The sequence below is a fragment of the Streptomyces sp. NPDC007088 genome (assembly GCF_042869355.1).
In the GTDB taxonomy this organism is placed as follows: domain Bacteria; phylum Actinomycetota; class Actinomycetes; order Streptomycetales; family Streptomycetaceae; genus Streptomyces.
Genome location: NZ_JBIAFO010000001.1, coordinates 718,850 through 733,494, shown reverse-complemented (window position 1 = coordinate 733,494; position 14,645 = coordinate 718,850). Strand labels below are relative to the sequence as shown.

The 14,645-nt window shown below is 70.7% G+C and carries 5 protein-coding genes, 1 tRNA gene and 1 rRNA gene; 6 read left to right on the top strand and 1 reads right to left on the bottom strand.

Annotated features, from left to right (window positions below; all coding sequences use genetic code 11):
• Positions 1–165 precede the first annotated feature (165 nt).
• From rrf to ACFYMP_RS03120, 3 genes are all read left to right on the top strand, one after another.
• A 5S ribosomal RNA gene (rrf, locus tag ACFYMP_RS03130) occupies positions 166–282 on the top strand.
• A gap of 99 nt (positions 283–381) precedes the next feature.
• The gene (locus tag ACFYMP_RS03125) at positions 382–1,062 is read left to right on the top strand and encodes a DegT/DnrJ/EryC1/StrS family aminotransferase (protein WP_388849477.1); all 681 of its coding nucleotides are present in this window, start codon (positions 382–384) and stop codon (positions 1,060–1,062) included.
• A 94-nt stretch (positions 1,063–1,156) separates the two neighbouring features.
• Positions 1,157–1,229, top strand: a tRNA-Thr gene (locus ACFYMP_RS03120).
• 88 nt (positions 1,230–1,317) lie between these two features.
• Here the strand turns inward: ACFYMP_RS03120 and ACFYMP_RS03115 are convergent.
• Positions 1,318–3,942 carry a SpoIIE family protein phosphatase gene (locus ACFYMP_RS03115; RefSeq protein ID WP_388849615.1) on the bottom strand — a complete coding sequence of 875 codons (2,625 nt, stop codon included), beginning with the start codon at positions 3,940–3,942 and terminating at the stop codon, positions 1,318–1,320.
• Between the two features lie 509 nt (positions 3,943–4,451).
• On the opposite strand from ACFYMP_RS03115, the gene ACFYMP_RS03110 reads away from it, so the two are divergent.
• From ACFYMP_RS03110 to ACFYMP_RS03100, 3 genes are all read left to right on the top strand, one after another.
• A complete protein-coding gene (locus ACFYMP_RS03110) occupies positions 4,452–9,848 on the top strand; it encodes a HAMP domain-containing protein (protein ID WP_388849474.1) in 5,397 nt (1,798 codons plus the stop codon).
• A gap of 628 nt (positions 9,849–10,476) precedes the next feature.
• Positions 10,477–11,160 (top strand): two-component system response regulator, encoded by a 684-nt coding sequence (locus ACFYMP_RS03105; RefSeq protein ID WP_388849471.1) that lies wholly within the window; start codon positions 10,477–10,479, stop codon positions 11,158–11,160.
• A gap of 516 nt (positions 11,161–11,676) precedes the next feature.
• On the top strand, positions 11,677–14,496 hold the full coding sequence (locus ACFYMP_RS03100) for a DNA translocase FtsK (protein WP_388849468.1): 2,820 nt from the start codon (positions 11,677–11,679) through the stop codon (positions 14,494–14,496).
• Positions 14,497–14,645: the final 149 nt, after the last annotated feature.

Genomic DNA, 14,645 nt, shown 5'->3' with positions numbered 1-14,645 from the left:
GTTGATAGGCCGGATATGGAAGCCCTGTGAGGGGTGGAGTTGACCGGTACTAATAGGCCGAGGGCTTGTCCTCAGTTGCTCGCGTCCACTGTGTTGGTTCTGAAACCACGAACAACCCCACCCGGTTTGGTCACGGGGTGGTGCGGTTGATGTGTTTCATAGTGTTTCGGTGGTTATAGCGCGTGGGAAACGCCCGGTTACATTCCGAACCCGGAAGCTAAGCCTCGTAGCGCCGATGGTACTGCAGGGGGGACCCTGTGGGAGAGTAGGACGCCGCCGAACAATTATTCAAAAAGGCTGGTCCCCGAGCTTAGGCTCGGGGACCAGCCTTTTTCTTTTGTGCGTCATCTTCCGTTCACGCGGCCCGGCCACCATGCAGGCATGAAGACAGCACTCATGCTGCGAGCCGCAGGGATCGGTGCCGGCGACGAGGTGGTCGTCCCCGCCTTCGGAAACGTCGAAGTAGCCCAGGCCGTCGCGGAACTCGGGGCCCGGCCCGTGTTCGCCGACATCGACCCCGCCACGTACTGTCTCGACCCGGCGTCCGTCGAATCCGTCCTGACCCCCGATTCGGCCGCCGTCGTCGTGGTCCACCGCTTCGGGCGGACCCCCCAGCTCGCCCCGCTGACGGAACTCGGTGCGCGCAGAGGGCTGCTCGTCCTCGAACACCAGGAGAGCGAGGGGCCGTCCGCCGCGGAGAGCCGGCGCGTCCAGTGCGCCCAGTACCTCGACAGCCGCCTCAAGGGAGTGGGCACGCCGGACGCGGGGACGCGGCACACCTACCAGCAGTACGTCGTCCGCGTACGGGGCAACGGCCGGCCCGACAGGGACGCGTTCGTGCGTGCCGCCCGCGGCAAGGGGATCGACTGCCGCGTGCCGGTACCGACCCCCGTGCACCGGCTGCCCCGGTTTCGCCGGGACGTCCGGCTCCCGGCCACCGAGCAGGCCGCGGAGGAGACGCTCTCCCTGCCGATAGGGGAGCGGTTGACCAAGCGCGAATTGCAGCGCACCGTGGCGGCCTGCAACGCGCTCGGCGGCATCCTGCACGCCGCCGTTCTCTGAGGGACGGGAACAGGCCGGCCGATGGTGCAAAGCGGCCCCAGGTTCGGGGTATGATTTCCTTCGTCGCAACGCGGGAAACCCCGTTGAAGGGCAGGCCCCAATAGCTCAGTCGGCAGAGCGTCTCCATGGTAAGGAGAAGGTCAACGGTTCGATTCCGTTTTGGGGCTCAGCGAATTCAGTTGGACCACACAGGGGAAAGGCCCCCGCCGATACGGCGGGGGCCTTTCCCCTGTGTGGTCCCGGGACCGTCAGGGCTCAGTCGGTCTGCGGACCCGGGAGGCGCATCGACAGGATCGCCATGTCGTCCGACGGAGCGTCCGCGGCGAAGCGCTCCACGGCGCGCATGATGCGGGCCGCCACGGCGCCCGCCGTCAGGCCCGTGCACGTCTTCAGGACATCGGCGAGGCCGTCGTCCCCGAGCATGCGCGTGCCCTCACGGCGCTCCGTGACTCCGTCCGTCACGCACAGCAGGACGTCGCCCGGGTCGAGCGTCACCGACTGCTCGTACAGCTCCAGGTCGTCCATGACGCCCAGCAGCGGCTGCGGGTCCGCCGCCGGCTCCACCGTGCCGTCCTGGCGCAGCCGCAAGGGCAGAGGATGGCCCGCGCACACGACCTTCAGCGCGGCGCTCCCGTCGCCCTGTGGCACCATCTCGCCGTACAGGAGCGTCAGGAAGCGGCTGCGGGCGCCCTCGTCGAGGATGGCCGCGTTCAGGCGCTCCAGGACCGCCGGGCCCGTGAACCCCTCCCTCGCGAGCAGGCGCAGCGCGTGCCGGGCCAGCCCCGTCACAGCCGCCGCCTCCGGCCCCGTACCGCACACGTCGCCGATGGCGAAGCCGTAGACGCCCTCGCGGATGGGGAAGAGATCGTAGAAGTCGCCTCCCACCTCGTTGCCCTCGCCGGCCGCTCGGTAGATGACCTCCACCTCGACGCCGGGGACCTTCGGCAGCTCCGGAGGCAGCAGGCTGCGCTGGAGGGACTGGCTGTTGGACACGCGCTCCGAGTAGAGGCGCGCGTTGTCCAGCGCGAGCGCGGCACGGCGCGACAGGTCCTCGGCCAGCTCCAGGTTCTCCTGGCGGAAGTGCTCGTCGGAGGGCTTGCCGAGGACGAGCATGCCGATGACACGGTTGCGGGCCACGAGCGGCAGGACGACGGTGTCGCCGCCGACCGCCGCGGCCGTCGCCAGCGTCGTCCCGATACCGGAGCCCACCAGCGTCGGCTCGCCGAGGCCCAGATTGCGCATGGAGGTGCGCAGCGCCGCCTGGTGCGCCGCCTCCGACGGGGCGGTCCACGCGCGTGCGCCCGGCGTCGTCACCGGCTCCGGCGGGGCGAGGCGGGACAGCAGCGCCTTGAGACCGTCGATGCGGTCCTCGTCCTCGTGCAGCACGTAGGAGAGGTAGGGGTCGGAAGCCTGGTCGCCGATCGTGTAGACCGCGCACCACGTCGCGAGGGTCGGCACCGTCATCTGTGCCATCAGGGCGAGCGTCTGGTCCCGGTCGAGCGTCCCGGCCAGCAGGTCCGAGGCTTCCACGAGGAAGGACAGGGAGCCACGGCGCAGCTTCTCCAGCTCGCCCAGGCGCGCCGACTCCACCGCCAGCGCGATACGGTCCGCGGCGAACTGGAGGCGCAGGGCCTCCTCGTTCGAATAACGCTCCGGGGCCTCCGCTGCGACGCCCAGCGAACCGGTCAGCCGGCCCTCGACCTTCAGCGGCACCGTCACCACCGAGCGCATCCCGGTCCCCGAGAGGAGCGGGACGGCGCCCGGCACGTCGGTGAGGTCCTCGTGCACGGCGGGCATCCGGGCCGAGCCGTAGCGCCCCGGACCGGCCTCGACCTGGACGCGGGCGAAACGCTGCCGCGCCGAGGGGAGCCCGGTGGAGGCGCGGACTTCGAGTTCCGTCTCGTCGTCGGTGGCCAGCAGGAGGAAGGCGGCGTCCCCGTCGAGCATGTCCCTGGCACGTTCCACGGTGCGCTGCAGGAGCCCGTCGAGGTCCTCGGGGGCCGGGGTGCCGATGAAGGTCTCGAAGGCGTCGAGGGGAGGCGTGTCACCGCCCAGGGCACCGGGTTCGGGGCCGGGGCCGCGCAGCGGCGTCTGCAGGACGGCGCGCTCCTCGTCGCGGACCAGGAGGCAGACGGTGGACGCCGCCCCGTCGCTGTCGCGTACGCGCAGGTGCGAGGCGTAGACGGGGACGACGTGGCCGTCGGCGGCGCGCAGTCCGTAGCTGCCCTCCCAGCGCGACAGCCGCAGCGCCTCGGCGACGCCCGTGCTCGTGCCCGGTGTGTGCGGCCAGGCCGCGAGGTCGGTGAGGAGCTTGCCCGTGACCTGGGAGGCGGTGTAGCCGAACACGGCTTCCGCGTCCTCGTTCCACGCGCTGATGGTGCCGCCCTCGTCGATCTGGACGACGGCGACCCGCACGCGGCCGTCGGTCAGCGGCAGCAGCGCGTCGGGCAGCAGCGGGCCGGCGCTGCGGGTGCCGACGGCGCGGTCGGGCAGGTCGAGCTGGAACCAGACCCGCTTCTGCCTCGGGGTGTACTCGACGCCCCAGCGGGAGGCGAGCGCCCCGCACAGCTGGAGGCCGCGACCGCCCTCCCGGTCCAGGTTGCCGAAGGAGGGCTCGCCGTTCTGGAGCGGCACCTCGCGCTCCGGGTACTGGTCGGCGACCTCGATGCGGACCCCGGACTCGGTGCGCAGGCAGTGGACCTCGGCGGCGGTGCCGGCGTGGACGACGGCGTTGGTGACGAGTTCGCTGGTCAGTACGGTGGCGTCGTCGATGATGTCCGAGAAGCCCCAGCCCTGGAGGGTGTCGCGGACGAAGGAACGGGCCGTCGCGACGGAACGCCCGACGGGCTCGAAGATGGCGGACGCCCGCGCGGTGATCACAGCACTCCCTGTCACGGTCTCGGCGGCCCGGGGCACGACGGGCGGGTTCGGCCGGTCCTGATGGTTCCCGGGCCCGGATTCCGGGGAGACGTCCCCGGCGAAACGCAGTCCCATATGTCGGCCGCCCCTTTGCCGCCCGCTCGATTCGTGCCACCGCCCGGGTCGGGCGGACCTGGACGGTGGGACAGCCGTAGGCCAGGTTACTTACCTTCGGGGACCCTATGGAGGCCGGTTGCGGGTGTTTCCGCCCTTGCGGGGGTCAGGGAGCGCCCGAGAGGGGTGCGGAGCGTGTACGAAGCCGCCGAACTGTTCTGACTGGTTCAGCCGGGGTGAAACACTGGGCAGGCTGTCAGAAGACAGTCGGGTGTCCGTATGTGATGTCCGGCACGAGGTCGAATCCCCGCGGGAGGGACACGGTGGAGTCTGGCGCAGCGACGCGAAGCACCGGCACGCGCGCGAAAGGCGGACAGCCGTCTCGGAACAGGTCCCGGGGCGGTGGTACGACCGAAGTGGACACAGCGGCCCTGAACCGGCTGCTGGGGGCCCTGGAGTCGATGCGGGACGGCAACTTCCGCAAACGGCTCACGGTCTCCGGCGACGGGGTCATGGCGGAGATCGCGGCCGTCTTCAACGAAGTCGCCGACCGCAACCTGCACCTCACCGGCGAGCTCTCCCGGGTGCGGCGCGTCGTGGGACGTGAGGGAAAACTCACGGAACGACTGGAGACCGGGGTACTGGAGGGCGCGTGGGCCTCGGCCATCACCGCCTCCAACGCGCTGGTCGACGATCTCGTACGCCCCGTCTCGGAAGTCGGGCGGGTGCTGTCGGCGGTCTCCGACGGGGATCTGGAACAGCGCATGGAGGTGCGGTCGCAGACCCCCGAGGGGGCCTGGTATCCGCTGCGCGGGGAGTTCCTCAAGGTCGGCCGGACGGTCAACAATCTGGTCGACATGCTCTCGACGTTCACCGACGAGGTGACGCGGGTGGCCAGCGAGGTCGGCACCGAGGGGAAGCTCGGCGGGCAGGCCAAGGTGCGCGGCATGTCGGGTTCGTGGAAGGACCTCACGGACTCCGTCAACACGATGGCGTACCGGCTGACCGCGCAAGTCAGGGACATCGCGCTGGTGACGACGGCGGTCGCGAAGGGCGATCTGTCGCGCAAGGTGACGGTGCACGTCGCCGGTGAGATGGCGGAGCTGAAGAACACCGTCAACACCATGGTCGACCAGCTGTCCTCGTTCTCCTCGGAGGTCACCCGGGTCGCCCGGGAGGTCGGCACCGAGGGCGAGCTGGGGGGCCAGGCCCAGGTGCCCGGTGTCGCGGGGGTCTGGAAGGACCTCACGGACTCCGTGAACCTCATGGCGGGCAACCTCACGGCCCAGGTGCGCGGGATCGCCACGGTCACGACGGCGGTGGCCAACGGTGACCTGTCGCAGAAAGTCCAGGTGAGCGCGCGCGGCGAGGTCGCCCAGCTCGCCGAGACGATCAACCAGATGACCGAGACGCTGCGGACCTTCGCGGACGAGGTCACGCGGGTGGCGCGCGAGGTCGGGTTCGAGGGGCAGCTCGGCGGCCAGGCCAACGTGCCGGGCGCGGCCGGCACGTGGAAGGACCTGACGGACTCGGTCAACACCGTGTTCCGCAACCTGACGACGCAGGTCCGCGACATCGCGACCGTGACGACGGCGGTGGCCAGTGGCGACCTGTCGCAGAAGGTCACGGTGGACGTCGCGGGCGAGATGCTCGAACTCAAGAACACCGTCAACACGATGGTGGACCAGCTCCAGGCCTTCGGCTCCGAGGTCACGCGCGTGGCCCGCGAGGTCGGGGTCGAGGGCGAACTCGGCGGACAGGCGGCCGTGCCCGGGGCGGCCGGGACGTGGAAGGACCTCACGGACTCCGTGAACACGGCCTTCCGCAACCTCACCGGCCAGGTGCGCAACATCGCGCAGGTGACGACGGCGGTCGCCAACGGCGACCTGTCGCAGAAGGTGACGGTCGACGTCTCCGGCGAGATGCTCGAACTGAAGAACACCGTGAACACCATGGTCGACCAGCTCTCCTCGTTCGCCGATCAGGTGACGCGGATGGCGCGCGACGTGGGCACCGAGGGCCGTCTCGGCGGTCAGGCGAAGGTGGACGGGGTCTCGGGCACCTGGCGGGAGCTGACCGACTCGGTCAACTTCATGGCCGGCAACCTGACCTCGCAGGTACGGCAGATCGCCCAGGTCACGACCGCGGTGGCCCGCGGTGACCTGTCGCAGAAGATCGACGTGGACGCGCGCGGCGAGATCCTGGAGCTCAAGAACACCATCAACACGATGGTGGACCAGCTCTCGGCCTTCGCCGATCAGGTGACGCGGGTCGCGCGCGAGGTCGGGACCGACGGACGGCTCGGCGGGCAGGCCCAGGTCCCCGGTGTCGCCGGGGTGTGGCGGGACCTGACCGACTCGGTGAACGGCATGGCCGGGAACCTGACGGCGCAGGTGCGTAACATCGCGCAGGTCGCCACGGCGGTCGCCCGGGGCGACCTGTCGCAGAAGATCGACGTGGACGCCCGGGGCGAGATCCTGGAGCTGAAGGACGTCCTCAACACGATGGTCGACCAGCTCTCCAGCTTCGCGGAGCAGGTCACCCGGGTCGCCCAGGAGGTCGGCACCGACGGGATGCTCGGCGGTCAGGCAGAGGTCCAGGGGGTGTCGGGCACCTGGAAGGACCTGACGCAGTCCGTCAACGGCATGGCCAACAACCTGACGCTCCAGGTCCGCAACATCGCCGAGGTCACGACGGCCGTCGCGCGCGGCGACCTGTCGAAGAAGATCACGGTGGACGCGAAGGGCGAGATCCTCGAACTCGTCACGACCGTCAACACGATGGTGGACCAGCTGTCCGCGTTCGCCGACGAGGTGACGCGGGTGGCGCGTGAGGTGGGCACCGAGGGCAACCTCGGCGGCCAGGCGCGGGTGCCGGGCGTGACGGGCATCTGGAAGGACCTCAGCGACAACGTCAACCTGATGGCCAACAACCTGACCTCGCAGGTGCGCAACATCTCGCAGGTCTCGGCGGCCGTCGCCAACGGGGACCTCACCAAGAAGGTCACCGTCGAGGCGCGCGGAGAGGTCGCTCAGCTCGCCGACACCGTCAACACGATGGTCACGACGCTGTCCGCCTTCGCGGAGCAGGTGACGCGGGTGGCCCGTGAGGTGGGCACCGACGGCATCCTCGGGGGCCAGGCGCGGGTGCCGGGCGTCTCGGGGACCTGGAAGGACCTCACCGAGTCGGTGAACTCGATGGCCTCGAACCTGACCGGCCAGGTCCGCAACATCGCGATGGTCACGACCGCCATCGCCAAGGGCGATCTGACCAAGAAGATCGACATCGACGCGCGAGGCGAGATCCTGGAGCTGAAGACGACCATCAACACGATGGTCGACCAGCTCTCCAGCTTCGCCGAGCAGGTCACCCGGGTCGCGCGCGAGGTCGGCACGGACGGCATTCTGGGCGGTCTTGCGCGGGTGCGCGACGTGGACGGCACCTGGCGCGAACTGACCGAGTCCGTCAACGAGATGGGGCAGAACCTCACGCGGCAGGTACGCGCGATGTCCTCCGTGGCCACCGCGGTGACCGCGGGCGACCTCAACGTCAAGGTCGACGTGGACGCGGCGGGCGAGATCCTCGCGCTCCAGGACAACATCAACACGATGATCGTCAACCTGCGCGACACCACGCTCGCCAACGAGGAGCAGGACTGGCTCAAGGGCAACCTCGCCCGGATCTCCGGCCTCATGCAGGGCCGTCGCGACCTCGCCGACGTCGCCTCGCTCATCATGAGCGAGCTGACCCCGGTCGTCGCGGCGCAGCACGGGGCCTTCTTCCTCGCCCAGCCGCTGGAGGACGGGGCCGAGGAGGGGGTGGAGCCGCAGGACGCGTACGAGCTGCGGATGACGGGGGGGTACGGCTATACGCGCGGTTCGATGCCGACCTCCTTCCGGCCCGGGGAGACCCTGGTGGGTACCGCGGCGAAGGAGAAGCGCACGATCCTCGTCGAGCAGGTCCCCGAGGGCTATCTCAAGATCTCCTCGGGGCTCGGGGAGGCGCGGCCGGCCCATGTGATCGTGCTGCCGCTCCTGTTCGAGGACACGGTGCTCGGCGTGATCGAGCTGGCCTCCTTCCAGAAGTTCACGCACATCCAGAAGGACTTCCTCGGGCAGATCGCGGAGATGATCGCGACCAGCGTCAACACGATCAGCGTGAACACCAAGACCGAGGTGCTGCTGGCCCAGTCGCAGGAGCTGACCGAGCAGTTGCGGGAGCGCTCGGCCGAACTGGAGCAGCGGCAGAAGGCGCTTCAGGAGTCCAACGCCGAACTGGAGGACAAGGCGGCCCTGCTGGCCCGGCAGAACCGCGACATCGAGGTCAAGAACACCGAGATCGAGGAGGCGCGGCAGGTCCTGGAGGAGAGGGCCGAGCAGCTCGCCGTCTCGATGCGCTACAAGTCGGAGTTCCTGGCGAACATGTCGCACGAGTTGCGCACCCCGCTCAACTCGCTGCTGATCCTCGCGAAGCTACTCGCGGACAACGCCGAGAGCAATCTGTCGCCCAAGCAGGTCGAGTTCGCCGAGACCATCCACGGGGCGGGCTCCGACCTGCTCCAGCTCATCAACGACATCCTCGACCTGTCCAAGGTCGAGGCGGGCAAGATGGACGTCTCGCCGACCAGGATCGCGCTGGTCCAGCTCGTCGACTACGTGGAGGCGACCTTCCGCCCGCTGACGGCGGAGAAGGGCCTGGACTTCTCGGTGCGGGTCTCGCCCGAGCTGCCCGCGACCCTGCACACGGACGAGCAGCGGCTGCTCCAGGTGCTGCGCAACCTCCTGTCGAACGCGGTGAAGTTCACCGACAGCGGCGCCGTGGAGCTGGTCATCCGGCCGGCCGGTGCCGACGTCCCGGACGCGATCCGCGAGCAGCTTCTCGAAGTGGGCTCGCTGCGCGAGGCGGACGGCGAGATGATCGCCTTCTCCGTCACGGACACCGGCATCGGGATCGCTGCCTCGAAGATGCGCGTCATCTTCGAGGCGTTCAAGCAGGCGGACGGGACGACGAGCCGCAAGTACGGCGGTACGGGGCTGGGCCTGTCCATCAGCCGCGAGATCGCCCGGCTGCTCGGCGGGGAGATCTACGCCGCGAGCGAGCCGGGGCGCGGATCGACGTTCACGCTGTACCTGCCGGTGCGCCCGCAGGACGTGCCGACGCAGGAGTACGCCGAACTGGCGCCGAGCATCGAGCCGGGGGACACGCTGGCCGAACTGCAACTGCCGCCCCTGGAGACGGCCGCCACGCCGCTGCGCGACACCCAAAACGGCCCGGCCGAACTGTTCCGCCGCCGCCGTAAGGACCAGCAGGCCGCCCAGCGGCGCACCGACACGGTGCCGGCTCCGCAGACGGAGCGGGCGGAGCCGGCGGAGCGGGCGGAGTCCGGGGACGCGGAGGGGCAGGAGGCGCCCCAGCAGCGGCGTACCTTCTCGTTCCGCAACGAGAAGGTGCTGATCGTCGACGACGACGTGCGCAACGTGTTCGCCCTCACCAGCGTGCTGGAGCAGAACGGCCTCGCGGTGCTCTACGCGGAGAACGGCCGGGAGGGCATCGAGGTGCTCGAACAGCACGACGACGTCCGGGTCGTGCTGATGGACATCATGATGCCCGAGATGGACGGCTACGCGACGACGACGGCGATCCGGCGGATGCCCCAGTTCGCGGGGCTGCCGATCGTCGCGCTGACCGCCAAGGCGATGAAGGGGGACCGGGAGAAGGCCATCGAGTCGGGCGCCTCCGACTACGTGACCAAACCGGTCGACCCGGACCACCTGCTCTCGGTGATGGAGGAGTGGATGCGGGGCGACAAATGATCCGGACGCCCCCGGGGCCTCGGCGCTGCCCCGGCGCCCGCTGACGCGTCCTTGTCGTCGTGCCCCTGTCGCCGTGCTCCGGCCCGGCGCCAGGGGCACGGGCATGCCGCGTCGGCATATTCGACGGTGCGGCGGGGCGGGACGGCGGCGTCGCGCGGACGGGGCGGCGACGGCGGCAGGAACAGGGCTCCGCGGCATGGCGACGGGGGGGAGGGGGCAGGCCGGCGACGGGGCGACGGTGGCGGCCGCGAGGTCCAGCGGTGCTGCGGTGGCGCAGGAGGAGCACGCGGCTGTGCGCCGTGGGACGTGCTGCGGTGCGCCCCGGGACGCGCCCCGTCGTACGCCGGGCGACGCCCGCGAGGCGACGAGGCCGGGTCCGCTGGTCGGCGGGTGCGGGCCGGGCGGGAAAGCGGTTCCGGCCGGCGGCGCGCCAGGGGTGTACGGAGCCGGATTCGGGGAACTTTCCGGTCTGCCCCTCCGTTTCCGCTGTGTGCGCCGTGACATGACGGTGACTGGGTGTGGCGACAGGTGGGGTGCGGCTACCATGACCGGCACAAGGACGGGCGGCGAGACAGGGCCGTCGTCCGGGGCGGCGCCCCGTGCAATGCCGGGGCGAGGAGGGCGGGCCATGGTGCAGAAGGCCAAGATCCTCCTGGTCGATGACCGGCCGGAGAATCTGCTGGCGCTGGAGGCCATCCTCTCTGCGCTCGATCAGACGCTGGTCAGGGCATCGTCAGGGGAGGAAGCGCTCAAAGCGCTGTTGACAGACGATTTCGCGGTCATCCTGCTGGACGTGCAGATGCCGGGGATGGACGGGTTCGAGACCGCCGCGCACATCAAGCGGCGTGAACGGACCCGCGACATCCCGATCATCTTCCTGACCGCGATCAACCACGGGCCGCACCACACCTTCCGCGGATACGCGGCGGGCGCGGTGGACTACATCTCGAAGCCCTTCGACCCGTGGGTGCTGCGGGCGAAGGTGTCCGTGTTCGTCGAGCTGTACATGAAGAACTGCCAGCTGAAGGAGCAGGCGGCGCTGCTGCGGCTCCAGCTGGAGGGCGACGGCGGACCGGACGGCCAGAAGGGCTCGGAGTCCACGGGTGTGGTGGCGGAGCTGTCCGCACGGCTCGCGGCCGTCGAGGAACAGGCCGAGGCGCTGTCCAAGCAGCTCGACGACGAGGCCGCCGACGCCGCCGCCGTGGCGACCGCGGCCCACCTGGAGCGGAAACTCACCGGACTGCGCCGGGCGCTGGACGCTCTGGAGCCCGGCACGGGCGCCGCGACGAGCAGCCTTCCCGCCCAGGGCTGAACCGCCGACGCCGCCCGGCCGCCGCGCGGGGCGCTCGGCCACCGGATTTGCTGGACGAAGGGGCCGGACGGTGGACGCCGTTCGGCCCCGTGGAACGCCTGACGGTGCGCCGTCCGAGGGGAACGGGGGGCGGATTCGGCCGCGTCCTTCCCGCTCGCGTGCGGTTTCCGCGGTCTCGACGGCTTTCATGGCGCGGGTGGCTTTCGTGGCCTGGATGGCATTAGCGGCCTCCCCAGCCCTCGTGGCCTCCACGGCTTCCGTGGGGTACGTGGTGCCCGTGGAGGGGCTTTCGGCGGTGGCCGGGCCGGGGCCGGGCGACAGGGACCACCAGGCTCGTCCTCGCGGACCGTCGTCATGTCTGTTCGGGTTCCGCGCTGACGGGGGATTGGCCGGCGCGGGTGTTTCGCCCGGCCCCCGATGAGGACGCGTCAATTCTGCTTGACCGCAGGCCCGACACGAACGGGTGAAGCGATGTCACGCGTGTCTACTGTGGCCAACCCCGGTAACCTCAAGCCCATGGCCTCTCGTACGTCCGGCAAGGGTTCCCCGAGCACACCGGGTCCCGCGCGACCGCGCGCCGGGGGCCAGGCCAAGAAGGCTCCCGCCAGGAAGGCCGCCGCGAGGCCGCCCGCCAAGAGGGGCCCGGCACCGAAGAAGGCCGCCGCCAAGGCCCCCGCCAAGAAGGCGGCCGCGAGGAAGGCGCCGCCCAGGACCGCTCCCAGCCCCACGGCCGGCGTCTACCGGATCGTGCGCGCCGTGTGGCTCGGTGTGGCGCACAGTGTCGGCGCCATACTCCGCGGCGTGGGGCGCGGGGCCAGAGGGCTCGACCCGGCCCATCGCAAGGACGGTCTCGCGCTGCTCCTGCTCGGGGTCGCGCTCGTCGTGGCGGCCGGCACTTGGTCGAACCTGAAGGGCCCGGTCGGCGACCTCGTCGAGATGCTCGTGACGGGCGCCTTCGGCAGGCTCGACCTGCTGGTGCCGATACTGCTCGCCGTCGTCGCCGTACGGCTCATCCGGCATCCCGAGCAGCCCGAGGCCAACGGACGCATCGTGATCGGGCTGTCCGCCCTCGTCGTCGGGGTGCTGGGGCAGGTGCACATCGCGTGCGGCGCCCCGCGGCGCAGCGCCGGAATGGAGCCGTTGCAGGACGCGGGCGGCCTCATCGGCTGGAGTGCCGCGAGCCCGCTGATCTTCACCATGGGCGAGGTGCTCGCCGTACCCCTGCTGCTCCTGCTCACCGTCTTCGGCCTGCTCGTGGTCACGGCGACACCGGTCAACGCGGTCCCGGAGCGGCTGCGGCAACTCGGCGTACGGCTGGGTGTCTTCCGTCCGCACGAGGCGGAGGAGTTCGCCGCGCCCCTGCCCGGCGGCCTGGACGAGGACGAGGCGCCCGCCCGGCCCGTGCGCCGGAGCCCCGGCGCACGGCGACGCGGGCAGGCACCGTACGACGTGGACGCGGAGGAGGCGGCGCTCGCCCGGCGGCGTGAGGGCCCACGCGCCTTCGAGGACCGCGATCTCGACCCGGTGGACGTGGCCGCCGCCGCGGCCGCCGCCCTGGACGGTGCCGTGCTGCACGGACTGCCGCCCTCCTCCCTCGTCGCGGACCTCACCCAGGGCGTCGGCCCGAAGCGGCAGGGCGCCGAGTCGACGACGCCGGTACCGACGCCGCGACCGGAGAACGGGGCCGAAGCGGACGGCGACGGGACGCAGGACGAGACGGTCGCCCCGCGGACGGGGCCGCCGCCCGGGGTGCGGCGCGACACGACGACCGGCGGGGTGCCCGACCTGACGAAGAAGGCGCCCGAGAAGCCGCGCGAACTACCGCCCCGTGCCGAACAGCTCCAGCTCGCCGGAGACATCACCTACTCCTTGCCGCGCCTGGACCTCCTGGAGCGCGGCGGCCCCGGCAAGGCGCGCAGCGCGGCCAACGACGCGGTGGTCGCCTCGCTCACGACGGTGTTCAGCGAGTTCAAGGTGGACGCGCGGGTCACCGGGTTCACGCGCGGGCCCACGGTCACGCGCTACGAGGTGGAGCTCGGCCCCGCCGTGAAGGTCGAGCGCATCACCGCGCTCACCAAGAACATCGCCTACGCGGTCGCCAGCCCCGACGTGCGCATCATCAGCCCCATCCCGGGCAAGTCGGCCGTGGGCATCGAGATCCCCAACACCGACCGCGAGATGGTCAACCTCGGCGACGTCCTGCGCCTCGCGGAGGCCGCCGAGGACGACGACCCGATGCTGGTCGCCTTCGGCAAGGACGTCGAGGGCGGCTACGTCATGCACAGCCTCGCCAAGATGCCGCACGTCCTGGTCGCCGGAGCCACCGGTTCCGGCAAGTCCTCGTGCATCAACTGCCTCATCACCTCGATCATGATGCGGGCGACGCCGGAGGACGTGCGGCTCGTGCTGGTCGACCCCAAGCGGGTCGAGCTGACCGCCTACGAGGGCATCCCGCACCTCATCACGCCCATCATCACCAACCCGAAGAAGGCCGCGGAGGCGCTCCAGTGGGTGGTCCGCGAGATGGACCTGCGCTACGACGACCTGGCCGCGTACGGCTACCGGCACATCGACGACTTCAACAAGGCGGTGCGCGCCGGCGAGGTCACCGCCCCGGAGGGCAGCGAACGGGACATCCAGCCCTACCCGTACCTCCTGGTCATCGTCGACGAGCTGGCCGACCTGATGATGGTCGCCCCGCGCGACGTCGAGGACGCCATCGTGCGCATCACGCAGCTCGCGCGGGCCGCCGGCATCCACCTCGTGCTCGCCACCCAGCGGCCCTCGGTGGACGTCGTGACCGGGCTGATCAAGGCGAACGTGCCCTCCCGGCTCGCCTTCGCCACCTCCTCGCTCGCCGACAGCCGCGTCATCCTCGACCAGGCCGGGGCGGAGAAGCTGATCGGCAAGGGCGACGGCCTGTTCCTGCCGATGGGCGACAACAAGCCCACGCGTATACAGGGGGCCTTCGTCACCGAGGCGGAGATCTCCGCCGTCGTACGCCACTGCAAGGAGCAGATGACGCCGGTCTTCCGCGACGACGTCGTGGTGGGCACGAAGCAGAAGAAGGAGATCGACGAGGAGATCGGCGACGACCTCGACCTGCTGTGCCAGGCCGTCGAACTGGTCGTCTCGACGCAGTTCGGCTCCACGTCCATGCTCCAGCGCAAACTGCGCGTCGGCTTCGCCAAGGCCGGCCGGCTCATGGACCTGATGGAGTCGCGCAGCATCGTCGGTCCCAGCGAGGGGTCCAAGGCCCGCGACGTCCTCGTGAAGCCGGACGAGCTGGACGGGGTGCTGGACATCATCCGGGGCGGCGAGCCGGACCAGTCCTGAGCGCCTCCGGGTGCCAGGCAGGCCCCCGAAGTCGAGCAACCCTTTTTCTTTCCCGTACGTCAAGGGGGGTAGAAGGGGACGCACGGGTCACGTGCGAGGCGCCGCGGCGCTCGCGGGCCCCGTACGTACTCCGCTGTGCGCGGCGTCGC

Coding starts and splice junctions, on each gene's coding strand:
- ACFYMP_RS03125 (WP_388849477.1), top strand. CDS start 382: ATGAAGACAGCACTCATGCTGCGAGCCGCAGGGATCGGTGCCGGCGAC.
- ACFYMP_RS03105 (WP_388849471.1), top strand. CDS start 10,477: ATGGTGCAGAAGGCCAAGATCCTCCTGGTCGATGACCGGCCGGAGAAT.
- ACFYMP_RS03100 (WP_388849468.1), top strand. CDS start 11,677: ATGGCCTCTCGTACGTCCGGCAAGGGTTCCCCGAGCACACCGGGTCCC.